At 71.0% G+C, this 20983-nt stretch carries 16 protein-coding genes and 1 pseudogene; 8 read left to right on the top strand and 9 right to left on the bottom strand.

What is annotated here, in order from left to right; translation table 11 throughout:
• From ACX80K_RS11980 to purH, 4 genes and pseudogenes are all read right to left on the bottom strand, one after another.
• Positions 1-530: pseudogene (locus ACX80K_RS11980) on the bottom strand (hypothetical protein); the annotation flags it as partial.
• Between the two features lie 84 nt (positions 531-614).
• Positions 615-1685, bottom strand: a complete 1071-nt coding sequence (locus ACX80K_RS11975; RefSeq protein ID WP_459272099.1) for a hypothetical protein — start codon at positions 1683-1685, stop codon at positions 615-617.
• 128 nt (positions 1686-1813) lie between these two features.
• Positions 1814-4036, bottom strand: coding sequence for an NADP-dependent isocitrate dehydrogenase (locus ACX80K_RS11970; protein WP_459272098.1), 2223 nt, complete (start codon positions 4034-4036; stop codon positions 1814-1816).
• A gap of 130 nt (positions 4037-4166) precedes the next feature.
• Positions 4167-5771, bottom strand: coding sequence for a bifunctional phosphoribosylaminoimidazolecarboxamide formyltransferase/IMP cyclohydrolase (gene purH / locus ACX80K_RS11965; protein ID WP_459272097.1), 1605 nt, complete (start codon positions 5769-5771; stop codon positions 4167-4169).
• 259 nt (positions 5772-6030) lie between these two features.
• Here purH and ACX80K_RS11960 point away from each other — a divergent pair, with 259 nt between their 5' ends.
• Positions 6031-7383 carry an MFS transporter gene (locus ACX80K_RS11960; protein ID WP_459272096.1) on the top strand — a complete coding sequence of 451 codons (1353 nt, stop codon included), beginning with the start codon at positions 6031-6033 and terminating at the stop codon, positions 7381-7383.
• 122 nt (positions 7384-7505) lie between these two features.
• Positions 7506-10217 carry an alpha-amylase family glycosyl hydrolase gene (locus ACX80K_RS11955; RefSeq protein ID WP_459272095.1) on the top strand — a complete coding sequence of 904 codons (2712 nt, stop codon included), beginning with the start codon at positions 7506-7508 and terminating at the stop codon, positions 10215-10217.
• A 67-nt stretch (positions 10218-10284) separates the two neighbouring features.
• Here the strand turns inward: ACX80K_RS11955 and ACX80K_RS11950 are convergent, their stop codons facing one another.
• Both ACX80K_RS11950 and purN read right to left on the bottom strand, forming a co-directional pair.
• On the bottom strand, positions 10285-11301 hold the full coding sequence (locus tag ACX80K_RS11950) for a magnesium and cobalt transport protein CorA (RefSeq protein ID WP_459272094.1): 1017 nt from the start codon (positions 11299-11301) through the stop codon (positions 10285-10287).
• A 1-nt stretch (position 11302) separates the two neighbouring features.
• Positions 11303-11887 (bottom strand): phosphoribosylglycinamide formyltransferase, encoded by a 585-nt coding sequence (purN, locus tag ACX80K_RS11945; RefSeq protein WP_459272093.1) that lies wholly within the window; start codon positions 11885-11887, stop codon positions 11303-11305.
• A 56-nt stretch (positions 11888-11943) separates the two neighbouring features.
• Between purN and ACX80K_RS11940 the strand changes: the two genes are divergently transcribed.
• Positions 11944-12372: a hypothetical protein gene (locus tag ACX80K_RS11940; RefSeq protein ID WP_459272092.1), complete on the top strand. Its 429-nt coding sequence runs from the start codon at positions 11944-11946 to the stop codon at positions 12370-12372.
• 18 nt (positions 12373-12390) lie between these two features.
• On the opposite strand, the gene ACX80K_RS11935 is transcribed toward ACX80K_RS11940, so the two are convergent.
• Together ACX80K_RS11935 and ACX80K_RS11930 are read right to left on the bottom strand one after the other, a co-directional pair.
• Positions 12391-13638 carry a cell division protein PerM gene (locus ACX80K_RS11935; RefSeq protein WP_459272091.1) on the bottom strand — a complete coding sequence of 416 codons (1248 nt, stop codon included), beginning with the start codon at positions 13636-13638 and terminating at the stop codon, positions 12391-12393.
• An 80-nt stretch (positions 13639-13718) separates the two neighbouring features.
• Positions 13719-14471, bottom strand: coding sequence for a TSUP family transporter (locus ACX80K_RS11930; protein ID WP_459272090.1), 753 nt, complete (start codon positions 14469-14471; stop codon positions 13719-13721).
• Positions 14472-14549: 78 nt separating this feature from the next.
• Here ACX80K_RS11930 and ACX80K_RS11925 point away from each other — a divergent pair, with 78 nt between their 5' ends.
• From ACX80K_RS11925 to ACX80K_RS11905, 5 genes are all read left to right on the top strand, one after another.
• A complete protein-coding gene (locus tag ACX80K_RS11925; RefSeq protein WP_459272089.1) occupies positions 14550-15185 on the top strand; it encodes a DUF1684 domain-containing protein in 636 nt (211 codons plus the stop codon).
• Between the two features lie 96 nt (positions 15186-15281).
• Positions 15282-16070: a potassium channel family protein gene (locus ACX80K_RS11920; RefSeq protein ID WP_459272088.1), complete on the top strand. Its 789-nt coding sequence runs from the start codon at positions 15282-15284 to the stop codon at positions 16068-16070.
• A gap of 95 nt (positions 16071-16165) precedes the next feature.
• Positions 16166-17338, top strand: coding sequence for a glycosyltransferase family 4 protein (locus ACX80K_RS11915; protein ID WP_459272087.1), 1173 nt, complete (start codon positions 16166-16168; stop codon positions 17336-17338).
• A 185-nt stretch (positions 17339-17523) separates the two neighbouring features.
• Positions 17524-19053: a stealth family protein gene (locus ACX80K_RS11910; protein WP_459272105.1), complete on the top strand. Its 1530-nt coding sequence runs from the start codon at positions 17524-17526 to the stop codon at positions 19051-19053.
• A gap of 41 nt (positions 19054-19094) precedes the next feature.
• Entirely contained in the window at positions 19095-19922 is an 828-nt protein-coding gene (locus tag ACX80K_RS11905) for an MSMEG_6728 family protein (RefSeq protein WP_459272086.1), read from the top strand.
• Here the strand turns inward: ACX80K_RS11905 and ACX80K_RS11900 are convergent.
• Complete coding sequence (locus tag ACX80K_RS11900; RefSeq protein ID WP_459272085.1) at positions 19909-20778, bottom strand: phosphodiesterase; 870 nt, start codon at positions 20776-20778, stop codon at positions 19909-19911. The two genes, ACX80K_RS11905 and ACX80K_RS11900, sit on opposite strands and share 14 nt — an antisense overlap.
• Positions 20779-20983 lie beyond the last annotated feature (205 nt).

Raw genomic sequence — 20983 nt, 5'->3', positions numbered from 1 at the left:
CCGGTCCCACCGGTCGAGGACGAATCGCCGAGGACGGCCACCGAATGACCGGACACAGGCACCGGCACGACGACCTCGGGAGAGATCACGTTCCCGGTCAGGATCCCGCCGTCGACCGCCGGAGCGGGAGCCGGAGCCGAACCGCCCGTCGAACCCGTCGAGCCGGTCCCACCGGTCGAGGACGAATCGCCGAGGACGGCCACCGAATGACCGGACACAGGCACCGGCACGACGACCTCGGGAGAGATCACGTTCCCGGTCAGGATCCCGCCGGTGGGACCGCCCGAGGACCCGGTGCCGTCGGCACCGAGGCCGAGCGACGCGTCGAGCGAGACCACGGCCTCCTGGAGGATCGAACCACTCGTGGTCCCGGACTGCAGGGGTGCTGTGATGATGGCTCCGAGAGTCGAGTCGAGCCCGGTGTCGGAGGTTGCCGAGAGGTCCGCGGCTACTGCCGAACCTGACCCGAGGACGACGACGCCCCCGGCTAGAAGGACTCCGTAGAGTCCGCGCTGAACGCTTGTACGCATGATGTTCTCCTGTGGATCGAAGTGGTGTGGAGGTGCCCGTGGCACCGTGAGCCGTCGGCCGCGCAGAGCACGGCGAGGCCACCACTAGTCAGGAGAAGAGCCGGGATCGAAGCTGGGGGGTGTCGGGAGGCCCGCCGCCGCAGGGCGACCGGCCCGGCCGGAGACCAGGGTGAAGACGAGGACGCCTGCCGCGCCGAGAGCCGCGAGCGGGGCCGCAGAGCCGCCGCTGGTCATGGACGCCAGAACGGTCGAGAACACGGCGGGAGGCGTCCCCGGAGAATTCGGCAGGTCGGCCGCGACCGGCGCTATCCGCGTCAGGGCAGGGACGACGGCATCGGCGATCCCGTCGACGACCGCCGGCATCAGCGTGGCCGATGCGAGGTTCGCACTTCTACTGGCCACCTCGTCGCTGCCATCGGAGGAAGCGGCAGCGAGGGGCCGCGGCGTGGTCGGCACAGCGGCGACGACGGGCCCGATGTCCGGGAGGTCGACGGCGGTGTCGCCGCCGGGCACTGTCGTGACCGACCCGACGGGTGCGACCGGCTCGACGGGACCGACCGGCTCGACGGGAGCGACGACGGTGCCGGGCACGGCGTCGATCACCGGTGCTGCCGCATCGGGAACCGGGGTTAGGACATCCGGAACGGGAGCGACGACATCGCGAACCGGGACCGCGTCGAGCACGGGGGCGAGGATCTCCGTGACCGGGGCGACGACGTCGAGCACCGGCTCGGTGACGCCTCCCACGGTTCCGTCGACGACCCCGATCACCGGGGTGGTCACCTCCGTGAAGGTTCCGGCAGGGATCAGATCGTGGACGATCGGGACCTGTGCGACCAGTCCGTCGACGGCCGATGCCACAGGGAGCAGGACGGTGCCTGAAGGCTGACCTGCGAGCTGGGGCACCTGGGCCATCAGCCCGGGAACGACGGGAGGATCCGCGAGCAGGGGCCGGGGATCCGGGAGGGCTGAGACGGCGGGACTCGCTGCGGACTCCGCCACACCGGTCACCGCGTCGAGCAAACCGGCGTCCTGGGGAGTCCCTGCGGCCGCGGCACCGGACGCGCCCACGGCCATCCAGCCGAGGGCCCCGACTCCCGTGAGGAACGACAGGCGCAGGGTGGTGGAGAGAGACCGACGCTTGTGCGCTGTCATCGATATACCCCCCCAGGCTGAGACCGTGGTGAAACCATAGACCGGGCCTGGGGCAGTTGTAAATAGGTGTTCTTGAAGTGATCAGCCGGCGTACCGCGAAAGCGGTACGCCGGCTGACCGGTGCTGTACTACTTCGCGAGGATCGCCAGGACCTCGGAGAGCTTCGCGGACGGGCACATCACCTGGGTCACCTTGGCGACGTCGGGGTGGTAGTAGCCTCCGATGTCGGCGGGCGAACCCTGCACGGCGAGCAGCTCGGACACGATCTCGTCCTCGTTGCCGGTCAGCGCCTCGGCCACACGCGAGAAGCTCTCGGCGAGCTCGGCGTCCTGCTCCTGCTCGGCGAGCTCCTCCGCCCAGTAGCGGGCAAGGAAGTAGTGGCTTCCACGGTTGTCGATCTCGCCGACACGGCGGCTCGGCGACTTGTTCTCGAGCAGGAACGTGCCGGTGGCGCGGTCGAGCGTGTCGGCGAGGACCTGCGCACGCGCATTGCCCGTCGACGTCGCGAGGTGCTCGAAGCTGACGGCGAGGGCGAGGAACTCACCCAGGCTGTCCCAGCGCAGGTGGTTCTCCTTCACGAGCTGCTGCACGTGCTTGGGTGCGGATCCGCCGGCGCCGGTCTCGAAGAGTCCACCGCCGTTCATCAGGGGGACCACCGAGAGCATCTTGGCGCTCGTACCGAGCTCGAGGATCGGGAAGAGGTCCGTCAGGTAGTCGCGCAGGACGTTGCCGGTCACCGAGATGGTGTCGGCACCCCTGCGGATGCGCTCGAGCGTGAAGGCCGTGGCGTCGACGGGCGTCATGACCTGGAGCTCGACGTCGTCCGTGTCGTGCTCGGCCAGGTACGCCTCGACCTTTGAGATCAGGTTCGCGTCGTGCGCGCGGCTCTCGTCGAGCCAGAACACGGCGGGCGTCGCCGAGGCGCGGGCGCGGGTGACCGCGAGCTTGACCCAGTCGAGGATCGCGGCGTCCTTGGTCTGGCACGCGCGCCAGATGTCGCCGGGCGCGACGTCGTGCTCGATCAGCACGGCACCGTCCGCGTCGAGGACCTGGACCTTGCCCCCGCTCTGGATCTCGAACGTCTTGTCGTGGCTGCCGTACTCCTCGGCGGCCTGCGCCATGAGGCCGACGTTCGGCACGGTGCCCATGGTGGTCGGGTCGAAGGCGCCGTTGGCGCGGCAGTCGTCGAGGACGACCTGGTAGATCCCGGCGTAGCTGCTGTCGGGGATGACGGCGAGCGTGTCGGCTTCCTTGCCGTCCGGCCCCCACATGTGGCCGGAGCTGCGGATCATGGCGGGCATCGAGGCGTCGACGATGACGTCGCTGGGGACGTGCAGGTTGGTGATGCCCTTGTCGGAGTCCACCATGGCGATCGCGGGGCCGTCCTCCATGCCCTTGGCGATGGCCTGCTGGACACCCTCGCGGACGTCCTCCGGCAGCTTGTCGAGGCCGCCGAGGATCGACGCGAGGCCGTTGTTCGGGCTCAGGCCCGCTGCCGAGAGCTGCTCGCCGTACGTGGCGAAGAGCTCCGGCAGGAACGCGCGGACCACGTGGCCGAAGATGATGGGGTCGGAGACCTTCATCATGGTGGCCTTGAGGTGGGCCGAGAAGAGCACGCCCTCCTGCTTGGCCCGGACGACCTGGGCCTCGAGGAACTCGTTGAGCGCGTCGGCGCGCATCACGGTGCCGTCGACGACCTCGCCCGCGAGCACGGGGATCGAGTCCTTGAGCACGGTGACGGCGCCGTCGGCCGCGACCTGCTGGATGCGGATCGTGCCGTCCGCGGGCATGACGACGGACTGCTCGTTCGAGCGGAAGTCGCCGCTCGTCATGTGCGCGACGTTCGTCTTCGACTCCGGCGTCCAGGCGCCCATGCTGTGGGGGTTCTGACGCGCATAGTTCTTGACCGACGCGGGTGCGCGGCGGTCCGAGTTCCCCTCGCGGAGCACCGGGTTGACGGCACTGCCCTTCACCTTGTCGTACCGCGCGCGGACCTCTTTCTCCTCGTCCGTGGACGGGTGGTCCGGGTAGTCCGGCAGTGCGTAACCCTGGCCCTGGAGCTCGGCGACAGCAGCCTTGAGCTGCGGGATGGAGGCGCTGATGTTCGGCAGCTTGATGATGTTGGCTTCCGGCGTCTTCGCCAGGGCCCCGAGCTCTGCGAGCGCATCGGCTTGTCGCTGGTCCTCGGTGAGGTGGTCGCCGAAGAGCGCGAGGATGCGGCCCGAGAGCGAGATGTCCCGGACCTCCACCTCGACACCCGCCGTGGAGGCGAACGCCTCGATGATCGGCAGGAACGAATAGGTGGCCAGCATCGGCGCTTCGTCGGTATGGGTGTAGATGATCTTGGCCATGGGTTGGCGTCTCCCTGGTGCTCTGCGGTGGTCGGTTGGGGGGTTGCCCATCGGCTCTAACCTACCGAGGTCCCTGGGTCTTCGCCTAACGACGGGACCGTAGGAACGACGGCAGGAAAGCGGTATGGCGTCAGTGGAAGAAGTGGCGTGCACCCGTCAGGTACAGCGTCACCCCGGCGGCGTTCGCCGCGTCGATGACCTCCTGGTCGCGCACCGAGCCGCCGGGCTGGACGACGGCACGGACGCCGGCGTCGAGCAGGATCTGCAGTCCGTCGGCGAAGGGGAAGAAGGCATCGGACGCTGCGACGGACCCGCGGGCCCGCTCGGTGTCGGTGAGGGTGTTGGCCCGCTCGACGGCGAGGCGGCACGAGTCCACACGGTTGACCTGACCCATGCCGACGCCGACGGACGCACCGTCGCTGGCCAGCAGGATCGCGTTCGACTTCGCGGCGCGGCAGGCCTTCCAGGCGAACCCGAGATCGGCGAGCGTGGCGGCGTCGGCGGCGTTCCCCGCGGCGAGGGTCCAGCCCGAGGGGTCGTCACCGTCGGCGTCGAGCGTGTCCGCCACCTGCATGAGGACTCCCCCGGACACCTGGCGGAACTCGACGGGGTTGCGCCCGTAGCCCTCGGGGAGGGTCAGGAGCCGGATGTTCTTCTTCTGCGTGAGGATCTCGACGGCCTCGGCGGAGAACGACGGCGCGATCACGACCTCCGTGAAGATGTCCCTGACCGTCGCGGCCATGCCGGCCGTGACCTCGCGGTTCGCGGCGATGACCCCGCCGAAGGCCGACACCGGGTCGCACGCGTGCGCCTTGGCGTGCGCGTCCGCGATCGGGTCCTCGGCGTCCGCGGACCCCACGGCCACGCCGCAGGGGTTCGCGTGCTTGATGATCGCGACGGCGGGCTCGTCGAAGTCGAAGGCGGCACGGAGGGCTGCATCGGCGTCCACGAAGTTGTTGTAGCTCATGGCCTTGCCGTGGAGCTGGTCCGCCTGGGCGATGCCCGGCGTCGCCCCCTTCTCCACGTAGAGCGCAGCCTGCTGGTGCGGGTTCTCGCCGTAACGCAGGACCTCGGAGCGCTCGAGTGCGAGGCCCGCGTACCCGGGCCAGGAGAAGGCGTCGTCGTCCGTCTCGAACTGCTCCGCCGTCCAGGAGGCCACGGCGGCGTCGTACGCGGCGGTGTGCGCGAAGGCGAGTGCGGCCAGCCGCCGTCGCGCCCTCAGGTCGAACCCGCCCTCGGCGGCCGCGGTGACCACGTCCCCGTAGCGGGCCGGGTCGACGACGACGGCGACCGACGGGTGGTTCTTCGCTGCGGACCGGACCATCGCGGGTCCGCCGATGTCGATCTGCTCGACGACGGCGTCGGGCTCCGCGCCGGAGCGGACCGTCTCCACGAAGGGGTACAGGTTGACGACGACGAGGTCGAAGGCCTCGATGTCGAGTTCGGCGAGCTGGTCCACGTGCTCCTGGCGGCGGCGGTCGGCGAGGATGCCCGCGTGCACCTTGGGGTGGAGGGTCTTCACGCGCCCGTCGAGGGTCTCCTCGAAGCCGGTCACCTCGGACACCTCCGTCACGGGGACGCCCGCAGCGGCGATCCGCTGCGCCGTCGACCCGGTGGAGACGATCGAGACGCCCGCGCGGTGCAGGCCCTGCGCCAGCTCCTCCAGGCCGGTCTTGTCGAACACCGAGATCAGTGCGCGACGGATGGGGACACGGTCGAGGTGGATCGGGCTCACGCAGTTCTCCGTCAGTCGGGGTTCGCTGGGTCGCGTACAAGTCTATAGGGGCGGTCCGCGGCTCCTCCCGGGCGGCCTCCCTTCCTGCGCCCACAGGGAACTTCGTGAACCGCGGCGGCCTCGACGGTGAAGCACCGGGCACAGGAGGCGGAGGACGAGAACCGGCGTCGAGAGGACAGAAGCGGCCACCCGCAAGGCGATCCCCGGGGAGGCTTCCCGGTACAGTTCTCGCAGTACCGGCCCCTCCCACGAAGGCATCATGAGCATCAACACGCAGCTCCCCACCGGCGACCAGGTGGTGCAGGACCTCCCCTGGCGCTGGAAGGTCCAGGGGAGGATCTTCCTCATCGGCGGTCTCGGCTTCATGTTCGATGCCTGGGACGTCACCCTCAACGCCTACCTGATCCCCCTGCTCATCGGGGACTGGGGGCTCTCCTCCGGCCAGGCGGCGTGGATCGCGACGTCGAACCTGATCGGGATGGCCGTCGGTGCGTTCGCCTGGGGATCGGTGGCGGACATCATCGGCCGCAAGCGGGCGTTCACCCTGACGCTCCTCGTCTTCTCGATCTTCACGGTGCTCGGGGCGTTCTCCCCCGACATCGTCTGGTTCTGCGTGTTCCGGTTCCTCGCCGGCTTCGGCCTCGGCGGCTGCATCCCCGTGGACTACGCGCTGGTCGGCGAGTTCACCCCGCGCCGCCAGCGCGGCAGGGTCCTCACCGCGATGGACGCGTGGTGGCCCATCGGCGCGTTCCTGTGCGGCGTGGTGACGACGGCGATCGTGGCGCAGACCGGCGAGTGGCGCTACGCGATGCTCGTGATGGTACTCCCGGCGCTCCTCGTGTTCTGGGTGCGGCGCGGGGTCCCCGAGTCACCGCTGTACCTCGTGCAGCGCGGCCGGCAGGAAGAGGCGCGGACCGTCATCGACGACCTCGTCGCCCGGACCGGCGGCGAGCAGCGGGCATGGCGCCTGCCCGACCCCGAGGACACCCCGCGCCTGTCCCTCGGCAGCATCTCGGGACAGCTCACCGGGCTCTGGCGCTACGACTGGCGGATCACCCTGACCGCGTGGAGCCTGTTCCTGACGATCCTGCTCGTCTACTACGGCGCGCTGACCTGGATGCCCCGCATCCTCATCGCCTCGGGCTACGCGCAGTCGGTCGCGTTCATCACGACCACGTTCATGACGGGCGTCGGCTTCCTCGGGGTCGTCGCCGCCGCACTGCTCGTGGAGCGCGTGGGCCGCAAATGGCTCCTCGCCATCACGGGTCCCGGATCCGCCGCGCTCCTCGTCGCCTTCGCGCTGACCCTCGACCTGCCCGCCGTCGCGACGGCCTGGCTGCTGGGCTTCGGGTTCGTGGTGCAGGTGGCCATCCCCGTGCTCTACACGTACGTCTCGGAGCTGTACCCCACCGAGCTGAGGGGCAGCGGCTTCGGCTGGGCATCGACCGTCTCCCGCGTGGGGGCGGGCCTCGTCCCGCTGATCTTCGGCAGCCTCCTGTGGCCCCTCCTCGGGCTTCCGCTCACCTTCGCCCTCACGGGTGCCCTCGTGCTCCTCGCCGTGCTGTTCATGGCCTTCAACGCACCCGAGACGAAGGCGGCCCGGCTGCACTGACAGGTCGGGGACCGGACGACGACGGCCGGCATCTTTCCGCGCGACACGGGCCCGACCGGATTGACTCGACCTGTGACGTGGGACACGCTGATCCTTCACCCTGTGTTCCCTGAAGGAGACCTGTGAAATCCCGCCACGCCACTGTCGTCGTGCTGACCGCGCTCGTTGCCGGCTCCGCGACGCTACCCGCCCACGCCGCCCCGAAGGATCCCGGCTCCCCTCCCGCCGTCGCGCAGCACTCGCTGCGCACCGCCGTCACGGACGAGAACTTCTACTTCGTCATGGCCGACCGCTTCCGGAACGGCAGCACGGCCAACGACGACGGCGGTCTCGGCGCCGACCCGTCCGTCTCCGGTTTCGATCCCACCCGGAAGGGCTACTACAACGGCGGCGACCTCGAGGGCCTGCTGCAGGAACTGGACTACATCCAGGGGATGGGCACCACGTCCATCTGGCTGACGCCGAGCTTCAAGAACCGCGCGGTGCAGCCGGAGGACAACTCGGCCGGCTATCACGGCTACTGGATCACGGACTTCACGCAGATCGACCCGCACCTGGGCACCAACGAGGACCTGAAGGCCCTCATCGACGCGGCGCACCAGCGCGGCATGAAGGTCTACTTCGACATCATCACCAACCACACCGCCGACGTGATCGGCTACGACGCGGGCGAACGCGCGCCCTACGTCTCGAAGGACGAGGAACCCTACCGCGACGCCGACGGCACCGCGTTCGACGACCGTGACTACGCGGGCACCGGCACCTTCCCCGCCCTCGACCCGGCGACGTCGTTCCCCTACGTGCCGGTGGTCCCGGAGGCCGACCGCGACCTCAAGGTCCCCGAGTGGCTCAACGACCCCACGCTCTATCACAACCGCGGCGATACGACCTTCACCGGGGAGGACTCCTTCTACGGCGACTTCTTCGGCCTCGACGACCTCTCCACCGAGCACCCCCGCGTGGTCCAGGGCATGACCGACATCTACAAGACGTGGATCTCCGACTTCGGGGTGGACGGTTTCCGGATCGACACCATGAAGCACGTGAACGACGAGTTCTGGCAGGCCTTCGGCCCCGAGGTGCTGTCCTACGCCAGGGAGCAGGGCAAGGACGAGTTCTTCATGTTCGGCGAGGTCTTCGACACCACGAAGTCCTTCACCTCGCAGTTCACCACCCGCAACAGGATGCAGTCCGTGCTCGACTTCCCGTTCCAGGCCGCCGCCCGCGGGTACGCGTCGCAGGGCGCCCCCGCGACCGACCTCGAGGCCTTCTTCGCCGGTGACGACTGGTACACCGATGCGGACTCCAACGCCTACAGCCTGCCGACGTTCCTCGGGAACCACGACATGGGGCGCATCGGCAGCTTCCTCGCCGCGGACAACCCGGGGGCGCCCGAGGACGAACTCGTGGCTCGCGACACCCTGGCCCACGAGCTCATGTACTTCTCCCGCGGCAACCCCGTGATCTACTACGGCGACGAGCAGGGCTTCACCGGACCCGGCGGCGACCAGGACGCACGGCAGACGCTGTTCGCGAGCCGGGTGCCCGAGTACCTCGACGACGACCTGCTGGGCACCGCGTCCACGCACGCCACCGACAACTTCGACACCGGCCACCCGCTCTATGAGGGCATCGCGACGCTGGCCGGGGTCACCGCCGACCATCCCGCACTGCGGAACGGCGCCCACCAGCACCGGTACGCGTCCGACGGCCCGGGCATCTACGCGTTCTCGCGCGTGGACGCCACGAACCGGCGCGAGTACGTGGTGGCCCTCAACAACAGCACCGAGCCGCAGACCGCGGCCATCCCCACCTATGCGGCCAAGCGCAGCTTCGGCCTCGTGTACGGCGACGCCCCGAAGCGCACGAGGTCGGCCGCCGACGGCACCCTCAGCGTCACCGTGCCGCCCCTGTCCACGGTGGTCTACGAGCTCTCCGGCTCGATCCCGCATTCCAGCAAGGCACCGGCCATCAGCCTGCAGCAACCCGCTCCGGCCGCCGAGGACAACGGCCGCATGAGAGTCGCCGCCGACGTCGCTGGTTCCTCGTTCTACGAGGTCACCTTCGAGGCCCGCACCCCCGGCACCGCCTGGACGGGCATCGGCACCGACGACAACGCGCCCTACAGCGTCTACCACGACACGAGCGCCCTGGCGCCGGGCACCGCCGTCGAGTACCGCGCCGTCGTCCTCGACAACGGGCGCCACACGCGCACCTCGTCACCGGCAGCGGCCACCGTGCCCGCACCGGAGCTCACCCTCGGACTGCCCGCCGAGGGCACGCAGGTCCAGGGCGACGTCGAGGTCACCGCGACCGCGAGCCCCGAGGACTCCGACCATGCCGTGACGCTCGAACGGAGCGTCGACGGGGGCGCATGGACCGTGATCGGCACCGACGACTCCTCGCCCACCTACACGGCGGTCGACGACCTGGCGGCGCTCGGGCTCCCCGAGGGCACGCAGGTCCGGTACAGGGCGGTGCTCGGCACCTCCGTCAGCGACATCCGAACCGTGACGGTCGGCTCGGTCGTCGAGCAGCCGGACACGGTCGCGGTGGCCGGCAGCCTCGACTCCGAGCTGGGCTGCGGCGCGGACTGGGATCCGGCCTGCGACCAGGCGCAGATGACCTTCGACGACGCGTCGCGGACCTGGCTGCTCCGGGTCGCCGACCTGCCCGCGGGCCGCTACGAGTACAAGGCGGCCCTCGACCGCAGCTGGACCGAGAACTACGGGGCCGGCGGCGGCCGGGACGGCAGCAACATCGTGCTCGACCACGCCGGCGGTGCGGTGACCTTCTCCTACGACCACCGCACGCACGTGATCACGACGCGCTGATCCGGCGTCGATCCCGCGATGACGACGGCCGGGACCCCAGCGGTCCCGGCCGTCGTCGTGCGCGGGCCTAGAGCCAGTCGTTCCGCTTGAAGGCCCAGTACAGCCCGCCGCCCATGCCCATCATGAGCACGATGGCGAACGGATAACCGAGCGTCCAGTGCAGCTCGGGCATGGTGTCGAAGTTCATGCCGTAGATCGACGCGATGAGGGTCGGCGCGAACAGGATCGCCGCCCACGAGGAGATGCGCTTGACCTCCTCGCCCTGCTTCAGCGACGTCTCCGTCATCCTCGTCATCTCCTCGTTCTGCCGCTGGGCGACGAGCGTGGAATGGACGGTCAGCGCGTTCTGCAGCAGCGTGCGGAACGTGTTCACGCGCTCGACGACGCGGATCACGTGGTCCTGCACGTCCCGCAGGCTGCGGCCGAGCTCGGCGTCCAGCTGATACTTGTCGGAGCCCCGGAGCAGGGAGTCCATCATGGCCTCGAGGGGCTGGGTGGCGCGCTGGAACTCGATGACCTCGCGGTGCAGCTCGTAGATCCTGCGCGAGACGTCCGGCGCTCCCCCGAACAGCTCGTTCTCGATCTCGTCGATGTCGTTCTCGAGCCCCTGCACCACGGGCCCGTACTCGTCCACCACCTGGTCGAGCATCGCGTAGAGGACGGCCTGCGGACCCGTGCAGAGGAGCTCCGGATCCGCCTCGAGCCTGCGGCGCACCACCCCGAGGTCCGGCGACTCGGCATGCCTGATGGTCACCACGAAGTCCTGGCCGATGAAGATGTGCAGTTCGCCGAACTCGACCTTCTCCTCGGCGTCGAGGTAGCGGGCGGGCCGCAGCACCACGAAGAGGGTGTCGCCGTAGCGTTCGAGCTTCGCCCGCTGGTGTCCGTTCGTGGCGTCCTCGACGGCGAGGGGATGCAGGCCGAACTCCGCCTCGACCGCGCTGATCTCCTCCGGCTCCGGACGGTACAGGCCGATCCAGCCCATCCCGCCGCTGTCCCGCATGAGCTCGAACGTCTGGTCCAGGGTGTCGGGGTTGATGCGCTTCTTCCCGCCGACGTAGACGGCGTTCGCGACGAGGGACACGTCAGGCCCCGGCGGCCGAGTCGGCGGCAGCCGCGAGCCCCGCGAGGGTCTCGATCAGGAGCCTGCGCTCCTCGACCTTGATGCGCTCGTGCAGGGTGTCCTCGGTGTCCCCGGGCAGGACCGCGACCGCCGCCTGGGCGAGGATGGGCCCGGTGTCCACGCCGGCGTCGGCGATCATGACGGTGCAGCCCGTGACCTTCACGCCGTGGGCCAGCGCGTCGCGCACGCCGTGCGCGCCCGGGAAGCTCGGCAGCAGGGCAGGGTGGGTGTTGAGGTAGCGGTCGGGGAAGCGGTCCAGGAACTGCTGGTCGAGGATCCGCATGAAGCCCGAGGACACCACGTAGTCCGGTTCAGAGGCGGCGACGGCGTCCGTGAGCGCCCGGTTCCACGCGGCCCGGTCCGGGTACTGCCGGAAGTCGACCTCGAACGTCGGGATGCCCGCCTCGGCCGCCCGCTGCACGCCCCGGGTGCCGGGGCGGTCCGCCCCCACGGCGGCGATGGTCAGGGGCAGGGAGCCGTCGGCGACGGCGTCGATCACGGCCTGGAGGTTCGATCCGGTTCCGGAGACGAGGACTACGATGCGCATGGCTCAACCTTAAGGTCTCCCCTCACCTAGGGTTGAACCATGCCGATGGAGGAACGATGACGCAGCAGGGTACGGGACAGGGCGGGCCGGGACAGGCCCGGGCAGGGCGGAGCCGGCCCGACGGCGACACGGCCTCGGCGCGCCTGTGGCTGCGCCTGTTCCTGCTCGCCCTGCTCGGCGCGGTGCTGACGAGCAACCTGATGCTGCCCTGGAAAGTGCTCGCGCTCGTGCTGTCGTTGTTCGCGCTCGGGTCCGGCGTCGTCGCGCTCGTGAAGGCGATCGGCGCGAAGCTGCCCCGCCTCGTCCTGGTGGCGACGTCGCTCGCGCTCGCGGCCACCGTGTTCCTCCTCCTGGGGACGGGTGCCTCGGTGCTGCTCTGGCGCGTGACGGAGACCTACGAGGACTGCATGTCGCGTGCGCTCACCCTGCAGGCGCAAGGCCAGTGCGAGGACGGTCTGCGGAAGCTCGACGGCTTCGGCGGCTGACCCCGGACGGGCCGGCGCTCAGCGTCGACGCGGCTCGCGCTCGAGCACGGGCCCGACGGCGTGGCCGAGGACGGCTCCGACCGCGACCTCCACCGCGAGCCACAGGCCCACCGTGAGCGGGTCCGGCCCGAGGTCGGTGAAGCGCCCGAGACCGAGCGAGGCCCGCGAGAGCAGGGCGACTGCCGCCCCGCCCAGCCCGGCGGTGATGCCGATGAGCAGGGCGAGCGCCAGGGTGGACGCGGTCGCCGTCAGCCAGCGTCGGGGGCTGTGCAGGACGAGCCACTCGTCGAGGTGGTTCTCGCCCTCGCGGAAGAACCACCAGCCCGCAAGGAGTCCCGCGAGGACGGGGATGGCCAGTGCGGCGTAGCCGTACTCGAGCGTGCCGGCGGGCAGGGCGCCGAGGATGGGCAGGGCGGGCAGGGGGCCCACGATGCTGGCGAGCGGCGTGAGGGAGCTGCCGGTACCGAGCGCGAAGCCCGCGCCCGTGGACCACGCCATCGTCCAGGCCGCGAGGTTGGGCAGGAACCCGAGCTGGAGCAGGGTCACCACGGATGCGCCGGCGATCCCGCCGTCGATCCGCTCGTAGATCGCCGCGATGCCCGCCCAGTTCAGCCCGATCGCCACGGCGAGCAGCACGGCCGAGAGGCACAGGGCCACCAGCACGGCGAGGAAGCCCGAGCGGAGGACGGACCATGCGTAGGACCCCGCCCACCGCGAGTGCTGGCTGGTGCGGCTCACCCAGGCGGCGAAGTCGACGCCGACGAGTCGGCTCCAGGCTCCCGCCTCGCGGTAGGCGCCGGTGACCAGGCCGATCCCGGCGGACACCGGGGGGATCAGCGCCCCCGCCACGAGGGGTGCCGAGGCGCCGGGTGTGGCGGACACGTACGCCACGGCCGCGCCGATGACGGCGTAGGTCAGCAGCGCTCCGAGGAGGGCCTGCCACAGCTGGTCCGTGTACGACGCGCGGGCGAGGCGGCGGCCCGCACGCCACGCGAGCAGCAACGGCACGAGGACCAGCCCGAGCGGTACCGCGTGGAGGAGCCCCGAGTCCAGCACGAGGGGCACGCCGTGCAGGACGAGCCACCCCTGGCCGGCCAGCCTCGCGGCCGACTCCGGCGAGCCGTCCGCGAACCCGCCCGTGAGCCAGACGGCGGCGACCGGCAGGAGCACGAGCAGCGCCGAGAGCACGGCTGCCTGGCCGAGTTCGAACACCCCCTGCAGCCACAGGGGCATGGGAAGGGCACGGGGTTCGGTGGGGAGTTTCATCCCCTCCATGGTGCCACCGGCAGGAGCCCCGGGCGCCGAGCGACGCGGAGCCGGACCCTCCCCGCGTGCGGTGGTGCCGGTCACGCGGAGAGGTCGAGCACGCCCTTGACGACGGCGAGGGCCGCACCGATGAACGCGATCACGATGACGAACAGCCGCGCCTGGTCGTCGCGGACGAACCGCCCGAGCTTCTCGCCCGCGTAGATCCCGGCCACGATGGCCAGCCCGATCGCGATCCACATCCACGTCGCGAGGACCGGCGCCTGGGACGGGTCGAGGAGCAGCTTGACGGTCAGCGTCACCGTGCCGATGCACACGAAGAAGGGCTGCAGGGTCGCCGCGAAGGGGCGCTGCGGCCAGCGCGAGAGGACGGCGTAGGCGCTCACGGCCGGGCCGCCGACCCCCGCCATCGAGTTGGTGAGGCCGGCGGTGAAGCCCGCGACGACCTTCGGCACGTTGCCGCGCACCACGACGTCGGAGCGCTGGAGCACGAGGGAGATGCTCAGGGCCACGAGGACGACGGCGCCGACCGTGACCGACAGCGGCGCCGACGGGACGGCGACGGCGAGGAAGGACCCGGGGACGGACCCGAGGAGCGAGGGCAGCACGAGCCAGCGGAACATGCTCCAGTCGATGTCCTTCCACACGCGGCCCACGATGATGGCCGAGGACACCACGCCGCAGAGGTTGACGAGGAGCACGCCGGCGTGGGGTCCGAGGATGATCACGAGGAACGGGGCGATCAGCAGGGCGAAGCCGAGGCCGGCGATGCGCTGCGCGACGGCCCCCACGAGGATGGAGGCCAGCACGATGCAGAAGATGCCGAGGGTCACCCCGCTACAGTACGCCGGGGCAACCAGTCGCCCCTGCCCGGAGGGGCGGACGGCGCCGCCCGGCGGTAGCCTGACACCATGACGGCCCTCACCACCGCCCTGGCCACGGCCGACTGGCGCCGCCGCGTCTTCGGCCTCTACGACGACGTCCGCGGGCTCGCCGCCTCGGAGTCGCCCGAAGCCGCGCACGGCCTGTGGCGGCGGGGCCGCGACGACCTGTTCCGCACCCACCCGGCCTCCGCCCTCGCCGACGCCGCGAAGGCGTCCTTCCCCGGGCTCGCCGTCGCCCCCTACGATCCGGCGTTCCGCTTCGAGGCCCTCCTCGACGACGGCGGCGCGGGCGAGGAGATGGACGTCGCGACGGGGACCGACGGCGTCGTGCCGTTCCGGCGCCTCGGCACCCTCCTGCTGCCGGGGCTCGGGAGCCTGGCCCTGTGGAAGCTCGCCTCCTACGGCGGCGGGTTGTTCCTGCCCCTCCGCGACGCCACGGCGGGCACACCGGGCGGGACCTACGGGGGCGGACGCTACGTCCTCGACACCATCAAGGGCGCGCACCTCGGTGAGGGCCGCGCCCCCGGCAGCCTCGTGGTGGACCTCAACTTCGCGTACAACCCGTCCTGCGCCTACGACGAGCAGTGGGCGTGTCCCCTGCCCGGTCCCGGCAACCGGCTCTCCGCCGACGTCCCCGTCGGCGAGCTCTACCGCGCGTACTGAGCCGGAGACATCGGGTCTGCGGCGACGCCGAACGGTACGTAGGCTTGGGAATCCCGGTGCGAGCCGGGCCCAGGGAGCCCAGCGAGGAGTGCGCACGTGCAGACGCAGCAGATGAAGCAGACGCAGTGGCGCCGCCGCTCCGAGATCCCCCTCATCCTCGCCGCCGTGCTCTACCTCGCGGCGTACTCGATCCAGGTCACCGGCGACCCGGATCCGGCCACGGCCCGGCTCCTCGAGGGCGTCATCTGGTGCGTGTGGGCCCTCTTCCTCGCCGACTACCTCGTGAGCCTCCTGCTCGCGCCGTCGCGGGGCCGGTGGTTCGTCCGGCACCTGCACGAACTCGTGATCCTGCTGCTGCCCATGCTGCGCCCGCTCCGCCTGCTCCGCCTGATCCCCCTGCTGCGCGTCCTCAACCGGACCGGCGGCGACGCGCTGCGCGGGCACATCGTCCTCTACGTCATCTCGGCCATGGCGGTGCTCGGGTACGCGGGGGCGCTCGCCGTGCTCGACGTCGAGCAGGACGTCCCGGGCGCCAACATCCTCACCCTGCCCGACGCCCTCTGGTGGGCGCTGACCACCGTCACGTCCGTCGGCTACGGCGACTACTACCCCGTGACCGGGGCCGGGCGGCTCGTGGCGGCGGGCCTGATGCTCGGCGGCATCGGCGTGCTCAGCGCGGTCACGGCGGCCTTCGCCTCGTGGCTCGTGGAGAACGTGGCGACGGCGCGCGCGGCCGGCGACGAGGCGGCCGAGGCGCAGGGGGCGGAGTCGGACGCCCGGGTGCAGGACCAGCTGAGGACCGTCAGCCTGCAGATCGACACCCTCACGCGGCAGCTCGCCCACGGCTCCCACAGCGGACAGGGCGAGCGCTCCGGCCGGGAGTAGCCCGGCCGGGACGTCGGGGCCGAGTTCGTCGAACGTTCACCCCTCCTCCACCCCGCGGTGGCCCCTCCTCCGCCTCGGCGGCCGAGGGTTGGACCGTGAGGATCGCCGTTGTCGCAGAATCATTCCTGCCCCACATGAACGGGGTCACCCACTCGCTGCTGAAGGTGCTCGCCCACCTGCGCAGCCGCGGGGACGAGGTGCTGGTGATCGCGCCGTCGTCGTCCTGGCTCGACGACGAGGCGCCCGCCTCCGTGGAGGGGTATCCCGTCCACTCCCTCCCGTCCGTTCCCCTCTCGGGCTACGCCAACGTGCGGCTGGCCGCCGGGACCGTGACCCGCGTGCGCCGCATCCTCGCCGAGTTCGGGCCCGACGTCGTCCACGTCGCCTCGCCGTTCGTGCTCGGCTGGCGCGCCGTCCAGGCGTGCGCCCAGCTCGGCATCCCGACGGTGTCCGTCTACCAGACCGAGGTCCCCGCGTACGCCGCGCACTACGGGTTCCCGTGGCTCGAATCCTTCCTGTGGCAGCGCGTCGAGAACATCCACGACGCCTCGACCCTCACCCTCGTGCCGTCCACGTTCGCGCTGGAGCAGCTGCGGTCCCACGGCGTGCAGCGGCTCAATCTGTGGCGGCGGGGCGTCGACACCGAGCGGTTCTCCCCCACGCGGTACGACGCCGGCTGGCGGGCCACCGTCGCCGCGCCCGGGGAGCGCATCATCGGCTACGTCGGGCGCCTCGCGGCGGAGAAGCAGGTCGCGGACCTCGCGGTGCTCGACGCGATGCCGGGGACCCGGCTCGTGATCGTCGGTTCGGGACCGCAGAAGGAGAGCCTCCGCGCCCGGCTGCCGCGCGCGCACTTCGCCGGCTTCCGGACCGGCCTGGACCTCGCCCGCATGGTCGCGACGTTCGACGTCTTCGCGCATCCCGGCGAGTCCGAGACGTTCTGCCAGACCATCCAGGAGGCCATGGCGTCCGGGGTCCCCGTCGTCGCGGTGGGCAGGGGCGGGCCGCTGGATCTCGTGGACTCCTCCCGCACGGGGTGGATCTACGAGCCCGGCGACCTGCAGGGGCTCCGCGCGGCCGTCGCCGACCTCACCGGCGACGACGCGAAGCGCCGTGCGTTCGGCCGGGCGGCGCATGCCTCGGTGCAGGGCCGCACGTGGCCCGTCCTGTGCGAGCAGCTCGTCACGTACTACGAGAAGGCCATCGCCGTCCAGGCGAGGCGTGCCGAGGTCGCCGCGCGGGTGCGCCGCTCCCCCCAGCAATCCTGACTCCCGGACCGGGAGGGCTGGACCGTGCCGCCCCGAGGCGGTATTGTGCCCACTCGCATCGGCGGCATCCCGCCAGGCCCTATCATGGGGAACAAACACACCCACCTCCGGAGGTTCCGATTACAGACACAGCTGCGCAACACGACATCTACTTCGGCGCTCCGGAGCCGGAGAACGAGGCCGAGATCCTCGAGTCGGCGTCTCGCGCAGCGGTGGCCCGGTTCGAGGGCCGCTCGGACATCACCACCGTCAAACGGCGCTTCACCCTCATCAACCAGGACCGCACCCCCCACCAGGCCATGGTCGAGGACCTGCTCTTCATCCGTGCGGCCCTGGACCGCGCGGGGATCGAGTTCCTGCTGGTCCGCGGCAACGACCAGCGGCCCGTCATCGCCGTGGACCTCGTGGACCGCGACCGGCTCCGCGCCGCGCTGGTCGACGCCTGCCGTGACGAACCCTTCTACTCCCGCACCGTGGACACGAAGCGACGCACCACGCTCCTGGTGAGCGACGGCGAACTCTCCAAGACCCGGAAAGCCCGGATCTTCCGCCTGTTCCGCCCGCGCATCGAACCGCTCGGCGGCCTCGCCTTCGGTCCCTCCGCGGGCGTGCAGATCGAGCTCTGGGCGCTCGGGGAGACGGCCATCGAGCTGCCCGTCGAGAACTCGCTGACCCGCCGCACCCTGCCCGCCGCCGAAGTGGTGCGCGGCGAGGTGGACCGGCACGGTCTCACCTGGCCCACCATCGACAACATGTTCGCCGACCACGCCACCGACATCGACTTCGACATCGACCTCGTCTTCTCCTGGGTGGACGGCAGCAGCCCCGCGTTCCAGGCGGCACGCGCGGCCCGCATGAAGGGCGTCGTGGTGGGCGAGGGGGACGACCACGAGGCCCGCTTCCGCCAGATCGACGAGCTGAAGTACGCGCTCCGCTCGGTCTACATGTTCGCGCCCTGGGTCCGGCGCATCTTCATCGCCACGGACTCCGACCGGCCCGCCTGGCTCGCCGAGCACCCGTCCGTGACGCTCGTGCGCTCGGAGGAGCACTTCAAGGACCCGTCCGTCCTCCCGACCCACAACTCGCAGGCCGTCGAGGCGCAGCTGCAGCACATCCCGGGACTGTCCGAGTACTTCCTCTACTCCAACGACGACATGTTCTTCGGGCACCCCGTGGCGCCGGACATGTTCTTCTCCCCCGGCGGGATCACCAAGTTCATCGAGGCGGACACGCGCATCGGGCTCGGCGAGAACGACGCCGAGCGCAGCGGCTTCGAGAACGCGGCACGCGTCAACCGGCGGCTGCTGCACGAGCGGTTCGGGCGGATCACGACACGGCACCTCGAGCACACCGCCGCTCCCCTGCGGAAGAGCGTCCTGCTCGAGATGGAGGAGGAGTTCGCCGCCGAGTTCGAGGCGACGGCGGCGTCACGCTTCCGCGCCAAGGACAACATCTCGGTCACCAACTCGCTGTACCACTACTACGCCCTGCTGACCGGCCGGGCCGTCACGCAGGAGATGGCCCGCGTGAAGTACGTGGACACGACGATGCGCTCGGGGCTGAAGAGCCTCAACAAGATGCTGGACAAGCGCAGCCAGGACTTCTTCTGCCTCAACGACGGCAGCTTCCCCGAGGTCCCGGCCGACGAGCGGGCGCACCTGGTGACCGACTTCCTCGAGAAGTACTTCCCGGTCAAGGCTCCCTGGGAGATCTAGGCCGCGCGCCGGGTGGCGGGGCCGCGTGCGAGACTGGCGCGATGCAGACCTTCCTGCCCTATCCCGATTTCGCGGCGAGCGCCCGGGTGCTGGACCAGGCGAGGCTCGGCAAGCAGCGCGTCGAGACCCTGCAGGCCCTGCGCGCCCTCGTGATCCCCGATTACGGCTGGCGGCAGCACCCGGCCATCCGCATGTGGATGGGCCATGTCCCCGCGCTGACCGTCTACGGCCTGGCCATGGTGTCCGAGTGGGTCTCGCGCGGCCACGCCGACTCGACGCACCGGCAGATCCTGGAGTTCGCCCCGCACGTCCTCGACGACCCGGACGTGCCGATGCCGCCCTGGCTGGGCGAGCCGGCGTTCCACGTGAGCCACCAGTCGAACCTGATCCAGAAGGCGCCGGAGATCTACCGGAGCCGCTTCCCCGGCATCCCCGAGGACCTGCCCTACTCCTGGCCCCGGCCCGAGGAGGAGCGCATCCCCACGGAACCGGAGGGCCGGCGCCTGTGGGTCTGGCGGGCCGCGTCCCATCCTCCCGAGGGCGACGCGATCCTGCTCATGCCACCCGAGCCGCCCGGTGGGCGGGCCGCGCCGAAGTGGGAGCGGCAGCTGCACGTGTTCGAGGAGTCGGTGGAGGACGGCGACGCCGTGGCCATCGCCGATCCCGACGGTGAGCACTTCCGGACCGGCCGCGTGGGTCCGGTGCTCATGCACGAGGACGGACTGCTGCGACCCGCACGCCTGCGCGGCTGGCTGCGCCGCTCGGACTTCGATCCGCCGGCCCTGCTGCAGGACCCGCGGACGCTCTTCGGCGTGCGGCTGCCCGGCGCCCTCGAGGCGGGCGCGGAGGAAGGCGTCAGGCCGAGGTGAGCTGCCGGGCCCGGCGCCCGTCGGGGATGGACACCCCGGCGGCCTCGAGCCGGCGGCGGGCGTCCTCGCGCGGGACGACCTCGCCGACGGAGGTGTGGCGTCCGGCCGGCACCACGGAGTGGACGATCGTCTCCTCGTAGACGTGCACGAGGTTGTAGGACTGCGCGCCGTCGCGTCCGCGGCTGCCGCCGCCGTCGAACAGGAGGTCCTGCGTGTAGCAGGTGGCGCTCGCCACCGAGACCGGCACACCGGCGAACACCGCCGTCGTCGAGTAGTGCAGGTGCCCGGCGAGGATGGCGCGGACGTCGCTGCCGCGGACGACGTCGGCGAGGGCACGCTGGTCGCGCAGCTCCACCAGGACGGCGAGGTCCTGCACGCTGGGCACGGGCGGGTGGTGCAGGGCGAGGATGGTCCCGTGGGGTGCCGGGACCACGAGCTCGTCCGCGAGCCACCGGAGCTGCCCTGAGGTGAACTCGCCGTGGTGGTGACCCGGGACCGTGGAGTCCAGCGTGATGATCCTCAGCCCGTCGACGAAGTGGACGGCGTCCACGGGGGCGTCGGGACGGGCAGGCGCCGGGTCGTCGAGCAGGCCCGCCCTGAAGGCGGCGCGGTCGTCGTGGTTGCCCATGGCCCAGATGACCCGGGCGCCCAGCCGCGCGGCGGCCGGATCCACGATGGCCCGCAGCTTCGCGTAGGCGCCGGGCTCACCCTTGTCGGCGAGGTCCCCGGTGAAGACGATGGCCTGCGGCCGTGCACCCGAGGCCTCGAGGTCGTCGAACACCTCCCGGAGCCGTTCCTCGCTGTCCACCGCCCCGTACAGGGGGCCGTCGCCGTCGATCAGGTGGGTGTCGCTCATGTGCAGGAGGAAGTGCTGGGGCCGAGGGTGTTCTGCCGTCCGGGGGACCATGGAACCTTCTGACGATAGCTGCGGGACTTCACTGGCGTGGTCCCATCCAAGCAGGAGCACCTGCGGGCTTCATGAACGTGCCACGGCAGGTCGCGGAACATTGAGGAAACATGCACGGTGCGCAAGGGCTGGCGGGGTGGTTCCCGGCGTCGTA

This window comes from Arthrobacter sorbitolis (genome assembly GCF_054510995.1).
The sequence above is the reverse complement of the archived record's forward strand: the minus strand, read 5'-3'. Positions and strand labels throughout refer to the sequence as shown.